This is a genomic window from Jannaschia sp. Os4 (assembly GCF_016820245.1).
GTDB lineage: Bacteria > Pseudomonadota > Alphaproteobacteria > Rhodobacterales > Rhodobacteraceae > Jannaschia.
Genome location: NZ_JAFCAR010000004.1, coordinates 883,107 through 897,706, shown reverse-complemented (window position 1 = coordinate 897,706; position 14,600 = coordinate 883,107). Strand labels below are relative to the sequence as shown.

Annotated in this window: 17 protein-coding genes; 9 read left to right on the top strand and 8 right to left on the bottom strand. The window is 73.6% G+C overall.

Annotation, left to right across the window (positions count from 1 at the left end; genetic code table 11):
• Nucleotides 1–85 precede the first annotated feature (85 nt).
• Nucleotides 86–598 carry a GNAT family N-acetyltransferase gene (locus JQC91_RS13475; protein WP_203287408.1) on the bottom strand — a complete coding sequence of 171 codons (513 nt, stop codon included), beginning with the start codon at nucleotides 596–598 and terminating at the stop codon, nucleotides 86–88.
• A gap of 46 nt (nucleotides 599–644) precedes the next feature.
• Between JQC91_RS13475 and JQC91_RS13470 the strand changes: the two genes are divergently transcribed.
• The 4 genes from JQC91_RS13470 (at nucleotide 645) to JQC91_RS13455 (ending at nucleotide 4,775) form a co-directional block, all read left to right on the top strand.
• Nucleotides 645–1,460 carry a TIGR00282 family metallophosphoesterase gene (locus JQC91_RS13470; RefSeq protein WP_203287406.1) on the top strand — a complete coding sequence of 272 codons (816 nt, stop codon included), beginning with the start codon at nucleotides 645–647 and terminating at the stop codon, nucleotides 1,458–1,460.
• 103 nt (nucleotides 1,461–1,563) lie between these two features.
• Nucleotides 1,564–2,460 (top strand): DMT family transporter, encoded by an 897-nt coding sequence (locus tag JQC91_RS13465; RefSeq protein WP_203287404.1) that lies wholly within the window; start codon nucleotides 1,564–1,566, stop codon nucleotides 2,458–2,460.
• Between the two features lie 105 nt (nucleotides 2,461–2,565).
• Nucleotides 2,566–4,344 (top strand): SLC13 family permease, encoded by a 1,779-nt coding sequence (locus JQC91_RS13460; RefSeq protein ID WP_203287402.1) that lies wholly within the window; start codon nucleotides 2,566–2,568, stop codon nucleotides 4,342–4,344.
• An 11-nt stretch (nucleotides 4,345–4,355) separates the two neighbouring features.
• Entirely contained in the window at nucleotides 4,356–4,775 is a 420-nt protein-coding gene (locus JQC91_RS13455) for a hypothetical protein (RefSeq protein ID WP_203287400.1), read from the top strand.
• Between the two features lie 9 nt (nucleotides 4,776–4,784).
• Here JQC91_RS13455 and JQC91_RS13450 read toward each other — a convergent pair whose 3' ends face one another.
• From JQC91_RS13450 to JQC91_RS13430, 5 genes are all read right to left on the bottom strand, one after another.
• The gene (locus JQC91_RS13450; protein WP_203287398.1) at nucleotides 4,785–6,566 is read right to left on the bottom strand and encodes an SLC13 family permease; all 1,782 of its coding nucleotides are present in this window, start codon (nucleotides 6,564–6,566) and stop codon (nucleotides 4,785–4,787) included.
• 87 nt (nucleotides 6,567–6,653) lie between these two features.
• Entirely contained in the window at nucleotides 6,654–7,022 is a 369-nt protein-coding gene (locus JQC91_RS13445; RefSeq protein ID WP_203287396.1) for a VOC family protein, read from the bottom strand.
• 21 nt (nucleotides 7,023–7,043) lie between these two features.
• The gene (locus JQC91_RS13440) at nucleotides 7,044–7,637 is read right to left on the bottom strand and encodes a LysE family transporter (protein ID WP_203287394.1); all 594 of its coding nucleotides are present in this window, start codon (nucleotides 7,635–7,637) and stop codon (nucleotides 7,044–7,046) included.
• A gap of 38 nt (nucleotides 7,638–7,675) precedes the next feature.
• Complete coding sequence (locus JQC91_RS13435) at nucleotides 7,676–8,335, bottom strand: DUF998 domain-containing protein (RefSeq protein WP_203287392.1); 660 nt, start codon at nucleotides 8,333–8,335, stop codon at nucleotides 7,676–7,678.
• Between the two features lie 69 nt (nucleotides 8,336–8,404).
• Nucleotides 8,405–9,145 (bottom strand): YebC/PmpR family DNA-binding transcriptional regulator, encoded by a 741-nt coding sequence (locus JQC91_RS13430; protein ID WP_203287390.1) that lies wholly within the window; start codon nucleotides 9,143–9,145, stop codon nucleotides 8,405–8,407.
• Nucleotides 9,146–9,287: 142 nt separating this feature from the next.
• On the opposite strand from JQC91_RS13430, the gene JQC91_RS13425 reads away from it, so the two are divergent.
• The 5 genes from JQC91_RS13425 to JQC91_RS13405 are packed head-to-tail and all read left to right on the top strand — an operon-like array spanning nucleotide 9,288 to nucleotide 12,744.
• Nucleotides 9,288–9,899 carry a hypothetical protein gene (locus JQC91_RS13425; RefSeq protein WP_203287388.1) on the top strand — a complete coding sequence of 204 codons (612 nt, stop codon included), beginning with the start codon at nucleotides 9,288–9,290 and terminating at the stop codon, nucleotides 9,897–9,899.
• Entirely contained in the window at nucleotides 9,896–10,759 is an 864-nt protein-coding gene (locus tag JQC91_RS13420) for a CPBP family intramembrane glutamic endopeptidase (protein ID WP_203287386.1), read from the top strand. The genes JQC91_RS13425 and JQC91_RS13420 overlap by 4 nt, the downstream gene beginning before the upstream one ends.
• Nucleotides 10,756–11,055: a hypothetical protein gene (locus JQC91_RS13415; protein WP_203287385.1), complete on the top strand. Its 300-nt coding sequence runs from the start codon at nucleotides 10,756–10,758 to the stop codon at nucleotides 11,053–11,055. Before JQC91_RS13420 ends, JQC91_RS13415 begins: the two co-directional genes overlap by 4 nt.
• Nucleotides 11,056–11,106: 51 nt before the next feature.
• On the top strand, nucleotides 11,107–12,021 hold the full coding sequence (locus JQC91_RS13410) for a DMT family transporter (RefSeq protein WP_238941491.1): 915 nt from the start codon (nucleotides 11,107–11,109) through the stop codon (nucleotides 12,019–12,021).
• 57 nt (nucleotides 12,022–12,078) lie between these two features.
• The gene (locus tag JQC91_RS13405; RefSeq protein WP_203287383.1) at nucleotides 12,079–12,744 is read left to right on the top strand and encodes a thermonuclease family protein; all 666 of its coding nucleotides are present in this window, start codon (nucleotides 12,079–12,081) and stop codon (nucleotides 12,742–12,744) included.
• 54 nt (nucleotides 12,745–12,798) lie between these two features.
• Here JQC91_RS13405 and JQC91_RS13400 read toward each other — a convergent pair whose 3' ends face one another.
• Nucleotides 12,799–13,275 carry a carbon monoxide dehydrogenase subunit G gene (locus JQC91_RS13400; RefSeq protein ID WP_203287381.1) on the bottom strand — a complete coding sequence of 159 codons (477 nt, stop codon included), beginning with the start codon at nucleotides 13,273–13,275 and terminating at the stop codon, nucleotides 12,799–12,801.
• Between the two features lie 51 nt (nucleotides 13,276–13,326).
• On the bottom strand, nucleotides 13,327–14,562 hold the full coding sequence (locus JQC91_RS13395) for a multidrug effflux MFS transporter (protein WP_203287379.1): 1,236 nt from the start codon (nucleotides 14,560–14,562) through the stop codon (nucleotides 13,327–13,329).
• Nucleotides 14,563–14,600 lie beyond the last annotated feature (38 nt).

Here is a 14,600-nt window from a genome sequence, read left to right as displayed (position 1 = left end):
CGCGCCCGCGCCAAACGAGGTTCCCTCGCGCGAACGGAGGGGGCACTCCCGTGCACACGCGGGCCTCCGGGCGCGCGTCGCGCGGTCACCAGAGCGCGGGGTCGTCCAGCGCGGGCACGGGGCGGACCGGTCCGGCCAAGGCGGCCCCCGGCACGAGGGGCAGGCCCTGCCAGCCGAAGGGCATCCCGAGCGGGTGCGGCGCGGGCGGGGCATGGGCCGCGTCGAAGCCGAAGCGCCCGTAGTAGGCCGGGTCGCCGTAGACCGCGAGCAGGTCCGCCCCCGCGCCGCGCAGCCGTGCGATGCCCGCCTCGATCAGCCGTGTGCCGAGGCCCGACCGCTGCCGGTCCGGCGCGACGGCGACCGGCGAGAGGATCCAAGTGGCGGCGCCCGCGCCCTGCAGGCGCGACCACGCCGTCACCGCGACCGCCGCGCCCTCCGCCCAGCCCGACAGGACGAGCAGGTCTTTCGGCGGCGTGGCGGCCAGTTCGCGGAGCAGCCGGGCGACGCGCGCCGCCTCGGGCACCCCCTCGGGGGCGAAGGCGCGCTCCACGACCCCCGCGAGGGCGTCGATCCGCTGGGGTCCCGCGACGATCTCCATGCCCGCCGAATGGACGCCGGGCGCGCGCGGGTCTAGGGGGCCGGGCATGCGACTGATGTTCCTCGGCGACGTGATGGGGCGCGCGGGCCGCCGGGCGGTGGCCGAGCGCCTGCCCGCGCTGCGCGCCGAGTGGGGCCTCGACGCGGTGGTGGTCAACGGCGAGAACGCCTCGTCGGGCCGCGGGCTGAACGCGGCGCAGGCCAAGGAGATGCTGGCGGCGGGCGCGGACGTCGTCACCTTGGGCGACCACGCCTTCGACCAGAAGGACATGATGGGCTTCATCGAGCAGGAGCCGCGCGTCCTACGTCCCGAGAACTTCGCCAAGGCCGCACCGGGCAAGGGCTGGCGCGTCTACGAGATCGGCGGACGGCGCCTGCTGGTGGTGCAGGTGCTGGGGCAGGTCTTCATGTCGCGGACCTACGACGAGCCGTTCTCGATCCTCGAGCGCATCCTGCGCGCCCACCGCCTCGGCACCGCCGTGGATGCCGTCCTCGTGGACGTGCATTGCGAGGCGACGTCCGAGAAGATGGCGGTCGGCCACTGGTGCGACGGGCGCGCGAGCGTCGTGGTGGGCACCCACACCCACGTCCCCACCGGCGACGCGCAGGTGCTGCCGAAGGGAACGGCCTACCTGACGGACGCGGGCATGTGCGGGGACTACGATTCGGTGATCGGCATGGACAAGACCGAGCCGATCCGCCGCTTCGTCACCGGCATGACCAAGGAGCGCTTCGCGCCCGCGCTGGGCGAGGCGACGCTCTGCGGGCTGGTGGTGGACGTCCGCCGCGACGGGCTGGCCGAGGCCTGCTGGCCGGTGCGCGTGGGCGGGCGGCTGGCGCAGGCGGGGCCGCCGGCGCGGTAGGGCGCGGACCTTCGGGGCGTGAGCCGCGTAGCGTCCCGGCTTGGGGGGCGGAGCGCGGGCGGGCGGCGTTGCGTCGGTCGCGTCCGCGCCGCACACGGCGCCCATGACGCGCCCGTTCCATCTCCATGGCCTGCTGCTGCTCTTCGGCGCGGGCTGGGGCTTGATGCAGCCCGCGACCAAGGTCGCGCGGGCGGCCGGGTTCGAGCCGTGGGGCATGATGGCGTGGCAGGGCGTCGTCACCCTCGCGATCTGCTGGGCGCTCGTCGCCCGGCGCGGGGGGCCGGCCTTCCCCGCGACCCGCGCGGAATGGGCGTTCTGCGCCCGGCTCGCCGTGCTGGGCACGCTGATCCCCCACGTCGCCTCCTACACCGCGGTGGGCCACCTGCAGGCGGGGCTGATGGCGATCCTCATCTCCACGATCCCGCTCTTCGCGCTGCCCATGGGCCTCGTGGCGCGGACCGAGACGGCGGACCCGCGCCGCGTCGCGGGCCTTGCGCTCGGCCTCGGCGGCGTCGCCCTCATCGCCGCCTCCCGCGACGGGGTGGGGGGCGGCGACCTCGCGTGGATCGCCACCGCGCTCATCGCGCCGATATGCTACGCGCTGAACTCGACGTGGATCGCCAAGGCCGGCATGGCCGGGCTCGACCCGCTGCGCGCCTTCCTCGGGGCGGCGGTCGTCTTCGCGCCCGTCTCCATCGCCGCCGCGTTCGCCAGCGGGCAGGCCAAGGCCCTCTTCGCGCCCGGCGAGGCGCTCGCCTCCGCCGCCGTGCTCGCCATCGCGGGCGGCCACACCCTGATCTACGCGGGGTTCCTATGGCTCCTCGGCCGGGCCGGGAGCGTGTTCGCCTCCCAGACCGCCTTCCTCGTCACCGGGTTCGGCGTGGCGTGGTCCATGCTCCTCCTCGGCGAGCGGTACCCGTGGGCCGTGGGCGTGGCCCTCGCCCTCATGCTCGCGGGCCTCGCCCTCGTCCGTCCGGCCCGCCGCGCGACGGACGGCTAGGCCGACGGGGCCCCGGGGCCGCTGCCCGGCCCGCCGAAGCGCTCACGGCGCGCATCGGCGAACAGGCCACTGGCCCCCACCGCCCCGGCGGGGCACACCGTCCGGATGACGTGGATCGACATCCCAGACCCCCTCCGCCCGTGGATCGCGCTGGCCGTCGTCGTCGCCATGTTCCTGCTGTTCCTGCGGGAGAGCTACCCCACCGAGGTCGTCGCCCTCGGCGGCGCCTCGGCGCTCCTGCTGCTCGGCCTCCTCCCCTACGAGGCGGCGCTCGACACGCTGTCCAACCCCGCCCCTTGGACGATCGGCGCGATGTTCGTCCTGATGGGCGCGCTCGTGCGGACCGGGGCGCTCGACTGGTTCACCCGCGCCGCCGAGGGGCAGGCCCGCTCGCGCCCGAAGCTGGCCGTCGCCATGCTGATGGCCTTCGTCGTGGTGGCCTCGGGCTTCGTGGCCAACACGCCCGTCGTGGTCGTCATGATCCCCGTGATGGTGCAGCTCGCGGCGACGCTGGGCACCGTGCCGTCCAAGCTGCTGATCCCGCTCTCCTACGCCTCGATCCTCGGCGGCATGCTGACCCTGATCGGGACGTCGACCAACCTGCTCGTGGACGGCGTGGCGCGCGCGGAGGGCCTCGCGCCCTTCACCATCTTCGAGGTCACGCCGCTGGCCGTGCCGCTGGCCGCGTGGGGCCTGTTCTACCTCGCCGTCGTCGCGCCGCGCGTCCTGCCCGAGCGCACCTCGCTGGCGGGCCTGCTCGGCGGCGGGCGCAAGACGCGGTACCTCGCGGAGGCGGTCATCCCGCCGGAGTCGAACCTCGTCGGGCGCCGCGCCACCGAGGTGCAGCTCTTCAAGCGGCCGGGCGTCCGCCTCGTGGACGTGGTGCGGGGCGACGCCTCGCTGCGCCGCGACCTCGCCGCCGTCGAGCTGCGGGTGGGCGACCGGGTGATCCTGCGCTCGGAGGTGGCCGAGCTCCTCTCGCTGCAGCGCAACCCCGAGCTCAAGCGCATCGACCAAGTGGGCGCGGTGGAGACCACCACCGTCGAGGTGCTCGTCACGCCCGGCGCGCGCATGGTGGGCCGCCGCATGGGCGCGATGCGCCTGCGGCGCCGCTTCGGGGTCTATCCGCTCGCCGTCCACCGCCGCGACAGGAACATCTCGGGCAAGCTCGACGACGTGGTCGTCCGCGTGGGCGACACTCTGCTGCTTGAGGGGGCCGAGGCCGACATCCACCGGCTGGCGGAGGACATGGACCTGACCGAGGTCTCCGCCCCCGCCGAGCGCGCCTTCCGGCGGGGCCGCGCGTGGATCCCGGCGCTGGCCGTCGCCGCCATCGTGCTGCTCGCGGCCATCGGGGCCGCGCCCATCCTCGCGCTCGCCATCCTCGCGGTGGCGGTCGTGCTGCTGACCCGCTGCGTCGACGCCGACGAGGCGTTCGGCGCCGTCGAGGGGCGCCTCCTGATCCTGATCTTCGCGATGCTCGCGGTGGGGCAGGGTCTGCAGGCCTCGGGCGCGGTCGCCATGATCGTCGACGTCGCGGCCCCCGGCCTCGCGGTGCTGCACCCGATCCTGCTGGTGTGGGCGATCTTCCTGCTCACGAGCGTGCTGACCGAGCTCGTGTCCAACAACGCGGTGGCCGTCGTGGTGACGCCGCTCGCCATCGGCGTGGCCGAGGCGCTGGGCGTCGATCCGCGGCCCTTGGTGGTGGCCGTGATGGTCGCGGCCTCTGCCAGCTTCTCGACGCCCATCGGGTACCAGACGAACACACTCGTCTACGGACCCGGCGGCTACCGCTTCACCGACTTCCTCAAGGCTGGTATCCCCCTCAACCTGAGCATCGGGGCCTTGGCGGCGGTGCTGATTCCGACGATCTGGCCGCTCTAGGAGACGACCCCATGCGACCCCTGTTCCTCTCCCTCGCGGGCCTCGCGGCCGCGGCCTGCGCGCCCGTGGGCACGCCTTCGGGCGGCACCTTCCCCGCCGAGCCGTCGGGCCCGCCCCGCGTCGCCTTCGTCGCCGCGGGCGCGAACCAAGTGACGATCACCATGACCGACCGGGCCCGCTGCGTCGGGGTCCGCCCCGAGGGCACCAACAGCGGGTGGTCCGGCACCACCGCCGAGTGCCCCTACCAACTGCCCTACTCGGTCGAGTTCCGCACCACGACGCCCCCCGGCCGGTTCGGCATCGAGGAGGGGTTCGGCATCGGCCAAGGCCCCCGCGCCGAGGTCTACGTCACCGACACGGACGGGGTGCGGAAGCTCTTCCTCGCCTCGCTCGGCTCCAACGTCTCGCTGGAGGTGGCCGCCGCACGGTGACGGGGCGGGTCAGAGCGGCCAGAACACGAGGATCGACGGCAGGCCCACCGCGATCACGATGATCTCCAAGGGCAGGCCCATCCGCCAGTAGGCGCCGAAGGAATAGCCGCCGGGACCGAGGATCAGCGTGTTGTTCTTGTGCCCGATGGGCGTGAGGAACGCGCAGGAGGCCGCGACCGCCACCGCCATCAGGAACGGGTCGGGCGAGACGTCGAGCGTGCGCGCGACCTCGATCCCGACGGGGGCCGCGACGATGGCCGTGGCCGTGTTGTTGAGCACGTCCGACAGCGTCATCGTCACGACCATCAGCACCAGCAGCGCGACCCACGCGGGCTGGCCGGCCGTCGCGCTCGTCAGGAGGTCGGCGACCAGCACCGTGCCGCCGGTCGTCTCCAGCGCGGCGCCCAGCGGGATCATCGAGCCGAGCAGCACCACCACTGGCCATTCCACGTGGTCGTAGAGCTCCTGCAGGCTGACGATCCGCGTGACCGCGTAGAGCAGCACCACCGCCCCGAGCGCTACGGTCAGGTCGATCATGCCGAAGGACGCGGCGGCCACGGCGCCGCCGAACAGGAGGGCGGCGGGCCAGATCTTCTTGTTCTCCGTCACCGCCAGCCCCCGGTCGGCCAGCGGCAGGGCGCCCAGCCACGACACCACCTCCTCCGCCGTCTCGGCGGGGGCCAGCAGCAGGAGGATGTCGCCCGTCCGCACCTTGGTCCGCCGCAGCCGGTCCTGGATGCGCTGGCCCCGGCGCGAGATGCCCATCAGCACCGTGCGCTGCCGCCACGCCAGCCCGATCGCCTGCGCCGAGCGCCCGTTGATGCGCGACTGCTCGGTCACGACCACCTCGAGGAGCTGCAGGCCCTGCTCGGCGGCCTCCAGCAGCGACATGCGCTTGCGGTCCGAGAACTCGAGGTCCTCGCCCGCGCGGAACTCGTCGAGCGCCTCCGGGGCGGCCTCGAGGACGATCTGGTCGCCCGCCTTGAGCTTCACGAACCGCCCCGACCCGAACTGGCGCCGCCCCTCGCGGATGAGGCCGAGCACGCGCACCCCCGCCTCGTCGGCGGGGTCGTAGAGTTGCTGCAGCGGCTCGCCGACGCGGGGGTGGTCGGCGGGGATGGTGAGCTCGGCCACATAGGAGGCCGTCTCCGACACGCCGTCGTGCTGCGCGACCTCGTCCCGCGCCCCGGGGATCAGCCGCCACCCGATCGTCGCCACGAACAGCAGCCCGACGCCGGCGGTCACGAGGCCCACGGGCGCGAAGTCGAACATCCGGAAACCCTCGCCCAGCTGGTCCTGACGGATGCCCGCGATGATGATGTTGGGCGGCGTCCCGATGAGGGTGATCATCCCGCCGAGGATCGTCGCGAAGGAGAGCGGCATCAGCGTCGCGCGCGGCGGCCGCCCGGCCTTGGAGGCGGTGGCGATGTCCACCGGCATCAGCAGCGCCAGCGCCGCGACGTTGTTCATGAAGGCCGACAGGACCGCGCCGATGCCGCCCATGATGGCGATGTGGCTCGAGGCCCGGCGCTTGGCGTCCACCAGCTTGCGGGTGATCAACAGCACCGCCCCCGACCGCACGAGCCCCGCGCTGACGATCAGCACGAGGGCCACGATCACCGTCGCGGGGTGCCCGAAGCCGGAGAAGGCGTCCTCCTTGGGCACCACGCCGAGGATCACCCCCAGCAGCAGCGCCGCGAAGGCCACGACGTCGTAGCGGAACCGTCCCCACAGAAGCATCGCGAAGACGCCGCCGAACAGGGCGAAGAGGATGGCTTGGTCGGTGGTCATGGTGGGGTCCGGACGGTGTGGGGGAGAGATACTCCCGGCGGCGCGCGGGTCAAACGCGGGGTCCAACGTGCCGCGCGGGCATCCGGTTCACCCGTTCGCCTGCCCGAACATCCAGAGCGTCGGCCCGTGGCTCACGTGGAACTCCCGCTGGCCGTAGTCCCGGTCGAACGGCGCGCGCCACGTCCCCTCGGGCAGGGCCTCGACGAAGGACCGCAGGTCCGCCCACGCCCCGTCGACGTCGTCCACGTCGACATACACCATCTGCCGCCGCGCCGGGTCGTCGAGATCCGCGTCGGCCTCGAGGAGACGCACCCCGTGGCCGTCGCGGCGCAGGAACGCGTAGCCGGGGTCGGCTTGGCGGAACGTGCAGGCGAAGCCCAGCCCCTCGAGGAACGCGACCCCCGCGTCGAGGTCGGCGCACAGGACGAAGGGCGTGATGCGGGTGACGGTGGCCATGCCCCGCCCCCTAGCACGCCCTCAGCCGAGGAGCAGCATCGCCGCGAGGAGCGCCATGACGGCGGCGATCCCCGCGTCCAGCACCCGCCACGCACCGGGGCGCGCGAAGACGGGGCGCAGCAGGGCCGCGCCGAAGCCCAAGGCGAGGAAGAACGCGAACGAGCCCGTCACCGCGCCCGCGCCGAAGGCGAAGGGGCTCTCGGCGGTGGCGGAGATGCCGCCGAGGAGCACCACCGTGTCCAGATAGACGTGCGGGTTCAGCCACGTCAGCGCGAGGCAGGTCGCCAGCGCCGCCTGCCACGACCCCGCCGCCGCGCCGGGATCCAAGGCGGCGCCGCCCCGCCACGCGCGGCGGGCCGCCAGCGCCGCGTAGCCGAGGAGGAACGCCGCGCCGCCCACGCGGAACACCGGCTCGATCCACGGCGCCGCCTCCACCACGGCGCCGAAGCCCGCGACGCCCGCCGCGATGAGCAGCGCGTCCGAGACCGCGCAGGTCAGGCTGACCAGCAGCACGTGCTCGCCGCGCAGGCCTTGGCGCAGGACGAAGGCGTTCTGCGCGCCGATGGCGAGGATCAGGGACAGGCCGAGGCCGAGGCCGGAGAGGTAGGACGTCATGCCCCCCCCATGCCCCGCCGGGGCCGGGGGCGGAAGGGTCAGGCGGTCCCGTGGCCGCGCCGCACGCGGATCAGGAAGGCCGTCGCCAAGAGGCCGAGGAAGGCGAAGAGGATCAGGCCGAGGAACCGCTCGTAGGCGCCGTCCCACGCATCGGGCACGACGAAGAAGAGCGGCGCCAGCGGCACCCACGCGACGGTCGTGGCGCGCAGGGCCGTGCGCAGCCACGGCTCGACCCGACCGGCGCCCGCGCTCATGGCCCACGGCGCCACCGCCATGGCGGCGTAGAGCCCGCCCACGAGCCAAAGGTGGAACGTCACCCCCTCGGAATCGCCGTCGCCATACTCGTCGCGCGCGCCGATCCAGAAGATCAGGAGCGCCAGCGCCATCAGGAGCCAGACGCCCATGCTCCACCCCTTGCCGCCGAGATGGACGTGCCCCGCCGCCACGGCCAGCGCGACCGTCCCGAAGGCGAGCAGGTACATCCCCGTGTCGAGCAGCAACTCGTGGCGCCCGGCGGCGAGGTCGCTGATCGTGTCGGACATCCAGTCGTGGTTCGGCACCACGACGTCGGCGATCAGCATGGTGACGGAGAGCGCGACCATCCCGGCGATCCCCGCATAGGCGAGCCACCGGGTCATCCCGTCCCGCTCGTCGGTCCACGCGCGCCCGTCGTTCCAGTCGTTCTCGGTGATCGCCATGGTCGCCTCCTGCCGGTCCGGTCGGGAGGGAATCGACGGGGCGGGGGGGATTGTTCCCGCAATGGGGCGCTAGAGCTGCGCCATCACCTCGTCGGAGGCCTCGAAGTTGGCCGTGACGGTCTGGACGTCGTCGTCGTCCTCCAGCGCCTCGATCAGCTTCATCAGGGACTGCATGTCCTCCAGCCCCAGCTCGGTCGTGGTCTGGGGGCGCCAGACGAGCTTGGTCGACTCGGCCTCGCCCAGCTGCTCCTCCAGCGCGGTGGAGACGGCGTTGAGATCGGTGTCGGCGCACCAGACGACATGGGCCTCCTCGTCGGACTCGACGTCCTCGGCCCCGGCCTCGATGGCGGCCATCATCACGTCGTCCTCGGAACCCACGGCGGCCGGATAGACGACCTGCCCCTTGCGGTCGAACATGAAGCCCACGCTTCCCGTCTCGCCGAGGTTGCCGCCGTTCTTGGTGAAGGTGGACCGGACGTTGGACGCGGTGCGGTTGCGGTTGTCGGTCATCGTCTCGACGATGATCGCCACGCCGTTGGGGCCGTAGCCCTCGTAGCGGATCTCGTCGTAGTTCTCGGCGTCGCCGCCGGTCGCCTTGGAGATGGCCCGCTCGATGTTGTCCTTCGGCATCGAGTTGGACTTGGCCTCCTTCACGGCGAGGCGCAGGCGCGGGTTCTTGTCGGGATCGGGGTCGCCCATCTTGGCGGCGACCGTGATCTCCTTGGACAGCCGCGAGAAGATCTTGGCGCGCAGCTTGTCCTGGCGGCCCTTGCGGTGCTGGATGTTCGCCCATTTGCTATGGCCGGCCATGGTGGTCCCCCCTCGATCTGCGGCGTCCGCCCTCGGTCGCGCGATATAGGGCGGGGCGCCCGGCGCCCGCAAGCCGCCCTTGATCGCCGCGCGTGCCTGCCGCTAGCCTCGGGCAGGAGGCATCCCCGGCGGAAGGACGATCATGGGCTGGATCGCGGGCCTCCTGCTGGGGGCCGTCCTCGGCGCGGTCGGCGCCGCCGCCTTCGTCGCCGACCGGGTGCGCGCGCTCTCGGCGGTGGAGTTCACCCTGCACGCGCCGCCCGTCCCGGCCTCGGTCGTCCACGCCGTCCGCATCGCGGAGGGGGCCTTCTACGCCGACCTCACCGCGCCCCGCCGCATGGCGGAGGCCGCGCAGGACGTCGCCGCCTTCCTGCACCCGCCGCTGGTCTACCGCCTGAACCTGTCGGTCGGACCCTACCGGCTGAAGGGAGCGACCTTGGCCGAGACGATCCCGTGGGCGCTGAACGAAGGCTACCTGCATCTGGGCGGCGCGCCGCCGGAGGACTTCCACTGGCTCTACGTCTACCTCGCCGAGCAGCCGGGCCTCGCGGACTGGGGCGCGGCGGCGCGGCTGGAATGGCTGCGGCGCGACCATCCGGGCCTGCGCGGGATGGGCTGGGACGAGATCGCCGCAGACCCCGCGCTCGTGGCGAAGGTCTATTCCGGCTACATGGGCGCGGGCGGGGCGTGGGAGGCGTGGCGCGCGGACCTGACCCCCGGCGCGGTTGCGCGGGCGCGGATGGGCCTGTCGTGAGGGGGCTCGCCGCGCGCCATCCCGCGGGCGTCGCGCTGGGCGCCACGGCGGCCTACTTCGCCATCCTCGCCGCGCCCTCCCTGCTGCACTCGACGGCATTCGGGCGGGATCCGGAGATGAACCCGCAGAGCGCGCCCGTGAGCCAAGTGCCGCTGGAGGTCGCGCTCGCGGTCTCGGTCGTGGGCCTCGTGCTGCTGCTGGGCTGGGGGCGCTCGGCGCGGGTCACGTCGGGGCCCGCGTGGGGCGGGCTGTGGTACGCGGTGCCGCCCGCGCTCGTCACGCTGGGGCTCTTGGCCGTGGGCGTCTCCGTGGTGACGGAGGGGGGCGGCGACCTCGGCGCGGTGCTGGCCAGCGGGCTGATCCAGCAGGTGCTGATCCTCGTGGTCCTCGTCGGCATCTTCGAGGAGGTGCTGTTCCGGGGCGTGGTCCTGCACGGGCTGGAGCGGCGGATCGGTCCCGTGGCCGCGCTTCTCGCCTCCTCGGCGCTGTTCGGGGCGATGCACTACGTCAACTGGGTGAACGGGCAGTCGCTGTGCGCGACCCACGCGCAGGTGGTCCATGCGGGCCTGTCGGGCCTGCTCTACGGGGCGCTCGCGCTCCGGACCCGGTCGGTCTGGCCGGGCGCGGCGCTGCACGCGCTGTGGGACTTCGTGGTCACGGCGAACGGGGCCTTCCTCGGCAGCGCCTTCGGGGACGCCCCGCCGGGCGCGGACGAGCCGGAGTCGCTCCCGATGCTGGCCCTGCACTACTTCGAGCCGATCCTCGGGCTGGTCGTGCTCGCGGGCTGGTGGCGGTGGCACCGCCGCCAGCCGCCCCCCTCGTGGCCCGCATCCCACCCACCGGAAGGACGACCCACATGACGAAGCTGATGCTCTCCGTCGCGCTCGCGCTCTGCGCCGCAGGCGCGGCCCACGCCTTCGACCGGCAGACGACCGAGGCGCTGCGCCTGTGCCACGACCGCCTCTGGGAGGCGGATACCGGCTTCGACGGGCTGCCCAACGCGGCGATCACGGTGTTCCCGATGATGATGGACGAGGATCGCACCACGGTGGCGTGGAACGTGACGTGGGACGACCCGGACGTGCGCGCGGCGGGCGCCTGCACCGTCGAGGGCGGCGCGGTCACCGCGTTCGAGGACTACACCGCCGGGGGCTGACGGCGCCGCGCGGCCTTGCGCCCGGCGGCAGCGCCGGGCACGGGCCGGGGGATGGCCGAGCCCGCACCGCCCCCCGCCGCCCCCTCCGCCATCGCGTCCGAGGGCCGCCCCCTCGCGGGGATCGCGTGGATGGTGGCGACGGGGCTGTGCTTCATCGCCGTGACGGGGATCGTGAAGTATTCGGCCCAGGACCTCCCCGCCGCCGAGGCGGCGTTCCTGCGCTACGTGCTGGGGCTCGTGTTCCTGCTGCCGGTGCTTGGCGCGATCCGCGCGGACTGGCCGACGGGCCGCGAGATGGGGCGCTTCGCGGCGCGGGGGCTGGCGCATGCGCTGGCGGTGATCCTGTGGTTCCACGCGATGACGCGCCTGCCCGTCGCCGAGGTGACGGCGATGAACTACCTCGCGCCGGTCTACGTGACCTTGGGCGCGGCGGTGTTCCTGCGCGAGCGGCTGGCGTGGCGGCGGCTGGCCGCCGTGGCGGTGGCCTTCGCGGGGATGCTGGTGATCCTGCGGCCGGGCTTCCGCGTGGTGGAGACGGGGCATCTGGCGATGCTGGGGGCGGGGCTGCTGTTCGGGGCGTCCTACCTCTTCGCCAAGTCGCTCTCGGCGCGCCACTCGGCGGGGGTCGTGGTGGCGCAGCTGTCGATCTGGGTGACGCTGGGGCTGGCGCCCTTCGCCTTGGCCGCGTGGCGGACGCCCACGGTGGCGGAAGTGGCTTGGATGGGCCTCGTCGCCTGCTTCGCCACGCTGGGCCACTGGACGATGACGCGCGCCTTCGCCGCCGCGCCCGTGGCGGTGACGCAGCCGGTGGCGTTCCTGCAATTGGTCTGGGCCGTGCTGCTGGGCTGGGCGCTGTTCGCCGAGGCGCCGGACGGCTGGGTCATTGCGGGCGGGCTGGTGATCGTGGGCGCGGTCTCGGCCTTGGCATGGCGCGAGGCGGTGCTGCGGCGGACGCGCGCCGCGTAGATCCGCAACGGCGGATCGACGGTTGCCCCGCGGCGGGCGCTCCCCGTAACGGGGGGCATGTTAACGCTTCGTTCACTCTTCGTCCTGCTCTGCCTCGCCGTGCCCGCGGGGGCGGGGACCGCCACCGGGACCGTCCGCGTGGTGGACGCGGACACGATCGACGTCGGCTGGCGGGAGAACATGCGCCTCGTGGGGATCGACGCGCCCGAGGGGGCGCAGACCTGCGTGCTGGCGGGCCGCGAGCGCGCCTGCGGGGCCGAGGCGACCGACTGGGCGCGCCGGGCGTGGGAGGGGCGCGTGGCGACCTGCCGCTGGGACGAGACGGACCGCTACGGACGCCCGCTCGCCGTCTGCGCCATCGCGGGCGGCGACATCGCGGCGGGGATCGTGGCGGCGGGCTGGGCGCTCACCTACCGCGACGACCTGCGCTACGACGCCGAGGAGAAGGCCGCGCTCTTCGCCGGGCGGGGGCTGCACGCCTACGAGATGGACGAGCCGCACGAATGGCGCGCCGCGCAGCGCGCCGCGCGGGCCGAGGACTTCGCGCCGGACGCGGGCACCTGCCCGATCAAGGGCAACATCAGCGACCGGGGGCGGCTGTATCACCTGCCGGGGATGCGCTCCTACGCGGCGACGCGGATCAGCGACGGAAAGGGCGAGCGGTGGTTCTGCTCGGAGGGCGAGGCGCGCGCGGCGGGGTGGCGGCGGGCCGGGGGCGGGTAGGCGGGTCGTTCCGAACGATCCGTCCGGGCGTTTCCTTCCGAAGGAAACGAACGCTCAGGTCACCGGGTCCTGCCCGCCCGTCTCCGCCAGATCGCCCTCGACCCGAGCCTCGAACCGCTCGAAGAACTGGTCCGCCATCTTGGCCGCGAAGCTGTCCACCAGCCGCGAGCCCAACTGCGCGATCTTGCCGCCGACCTTGGCGTCCACCGCGTAGGACAGCTCCGTCCCCTCGGGCACCTCGCGCAACGCGACGTCCGCGCCGCCCTTGGCGAAGCCCGCCACGCCGCCCTTGCCCTCGCCCGCGATGCGGTAGCTTTCGGGCGGGTTGGCGTCCGAGACGGTGACGGCCCCTTTGAAGGTCGCCTTCACCGGCCCGACCTTCTGCTTCACCGTCGCCTCGAACCCGTCCTCCGCCGAGCCGGTCAGCTCCTCGCAGCCGGGGATGCAGGCGCGCAGCACCTCCGGGTCGTTGAGCGCGGCCCAGACGGCCTCGCGCGGGGCCGCGATCGTGCGGGTGCCGGTCATCTCCATGGGCGGATCCTCCTCGGGGCGGACTCGGGGCGGAGGGTGGCAGATCGCGGCTCAGGCCGCCAGCCGCCGGTTGCGCCGGAGGGTGAGGGTGATCGCCGCGACCGAGACGAGGCCCGACGTCACCATCAGCGCCACGAGGGGCAGGGGCGTCGCGGCCCCCTCGAGGATCGGCCCCGCCCGCGTCGACAGTGCCGCGCCGCCCCCGAGCATCATCGCCCCGCCCAGGCCGCTCGCCGTGCCCGCGAGATGGGGCCGGACCGAGAGCATGCCCGCCGTGGCGTTCGGGATGACCATGCCGTTGCCGAGGCCCACGAACACGATGAACGCGAAGAACACCCACGCCTGCGTGGCGAGGCCCGCGGCGGTGAGCGCGAGCAGCGTCAGCAGCCCCGCGACCTGCAGGAGCGCCCCCCACAGGACCATGCGGTCCACGCCGATGCGCGCCGAGTAGCGGCCGGACAGGAAGTTGCCCGCGAAGTAGCCGAGCGCGGGCGCGCCGAAGTAGACGCCGAGTTCCGCCGGGTCGAGGCCGTAGATCGTGGCCCCCACATAGGGCGCCCCCCCGAGATAGGCGAAGAAGGCGCCCGACGCGGCGGCGGACGCGATGCAGTAGCCCCAGAACCGGGGCGACGTCAGGAGTTCGGGATACTGCCGCACCTGGTCCCGGAACCCGCCCGCGGGCGCGGCGCCGGTGACGGTGGGGGCGGTCTCGCCCACGTCGCGGTAGGCGAGCACGATCATACCCACCCCGCAGAGCACGAGCAGCCAGAAGTTCGACTGCCAGCCGAAGCGCGCCTCCAGCACGCCGCCCAAGGCCGGGCCGAGCATGGGGACGACGGACATACCCATCGTGACGTAGCCCAGCATCGAGGCCGCCTTGTCCTGCGGGTAGAGGTCGCGGACGATCGCGCGGCTGAGCACCATGCCCACGACGACCGCGGCCTGCGCCATGCGGAAGGCGAGGAACGTCTCGACGTCCGGCGCCCACAGGCAGCCCAGCGTCGCCAAGGTGAACAGCGCGAGACCCACGAGGATCACGGGCCGCCGCCCGTACCGGTCCGAGAGCGGCCCCACGATCAGCTGCAGCACCGCGTTCATGCCAAGGTAGAGCCCGACGGCGAGCTGCACGGTGGCGTAGTCGGTCGAGAACCACTCCGCCATCGCGGGCAGGCTGGGCAGGAACAGGTTCATCGACAGGGTCGAGACCCCGACCAGCAGCACCAGCGACAGGATGTGCGGCGGCGTGCGCGGCGCGGCGGGCGCGTGCGGGTCGGACAGGAGGGCCATGAGGGGGCGCTACGCCTCCGGGTCGGGTGTGCCAAGCC

What these genes read in the sequence shown, in the direction of transcription:
- JQC91_RS13475 (WP_203287408.1), bottom strand. Translation starts at nt 598, where the DNA reads ATGGAGATCGTCGCGGGACCCCAGCGGATCGACGCCCTCGCGGGGGTC.
- JQC91_RS13470 (WP_203287406.1), top strand. Translation starts at nt 645, where the DNA reads ATGCGACTGATGTTCCTCGGCGACGTGATGGGGCGCGCGGGCCGCCGG.
- JQC91_RS13465 (WP_203287404.1), top strand. Translation starts at nt 1,564, where the DNA reads ATGACGCGCCCGTTCCATCTCCATGGCCTGCTGCTGCTCTTCGGCGCG.
- JQC91_RS13460 (WP_203287402.1), top strand. Translation starts at nt 2,566, where the DNA reads ATGACGTGGATCGACATCCCAGACCCCCTCCGCCCGTGGATCGCGCTG.
- JQC91_RS13455 (WP_203287400.1), top strand. Translation starts at nt 4,356, where the DNA reads ATGCGACCCCTGTTCCTCTCCCTCGCGGGCCTCGCGGCCGCGGCCTGC.
- JQC91_RS13450 (WP_203287398.1), bottom strand. Translation starts at nt 6,566, where the DNA reads ATGACCACCGACCAAGCCATCCTCTTCGCCCTGTTCGGCGGCGTCTTC.
- JQC91_RS13445 (WP_203287396.1), bottom strand. Translation starts at nt 7,022, where the DNA reads ATGGCCACCGTCACCCGCATCACGCCCTTCGTCCTGTGCGCCGACCTC.
- JQC91_RS13440 (WP_203287394.1), bottom strand. Translation starts at nt 7,637, where the DNA reads ATGACGTCCTACCTCTCCGGCCTCGGCCTCGGCCTGTCCCTGATCCTC.
- JQC91_RS13435 (WP_203287392.1), bottom strand. Translation starts at nt 8,335, where the DNA reads ATGGCGATCACCGAGAACGACTGGAACGACGGGCGCGCGTGGACCGAC.
- JQC91_RS13430 (WP_203287390.1), bottom strand. Translation starts at nt 9,145, where the DNA reads ATGGCCGGCCATAGCAAATGGGCGAACATCCAGCACCGCAAGGGCCGC.
- JQC91_RS13425 (WP_203287388.1), top strand. Translation starts at nt 9,288, where the DNA reads ATGGGCTGGATCGCGGGCCTCCTGCTGGGGGCCGTCCTCGGCGCGGTC.
- JQC91_RS13415 (WP_203287385.1), top strand. Translation starts at nt 10,756, where the DNA reads ATGACGAAGCTGATGCTCTCCGTCGCGCTCGCGCTCTGCGCCGCAGGC.
- JQC91_RS13410 (WP_238941491.1), top strand. Translation starts at nt 11,107, where the DNA reads ATGGCCGAGCCCGCACCGCCCCCCGCCGCCCCCTCCGCCATCGCGTCC.
- JQC91_RS13405 (WP_203287383.1), top strand. Translation starts at nt 12,079, where the DNA reads ATGTTAACGCTTCGTTCACTCTTCGTCCTGCTCTGCCTCGCCGTGCCC.
- JQC91_RS13400 (WP_203287381.1), bottom strand. Translation starts at nt 13,275, where the DNA reads ATGGAGATGACCGGCACCCGCACGATCGCGGCCCCGCGCGAGGCCGTC.
- JQC91_RS13395 (WP_203287379.1), bottom strand. Translation starts at nt 14,562, where the DNA reads ATGGCCCTCCTGTCCGACCCGCACGCGCCCGCCGCGCCGCGCACGCCG.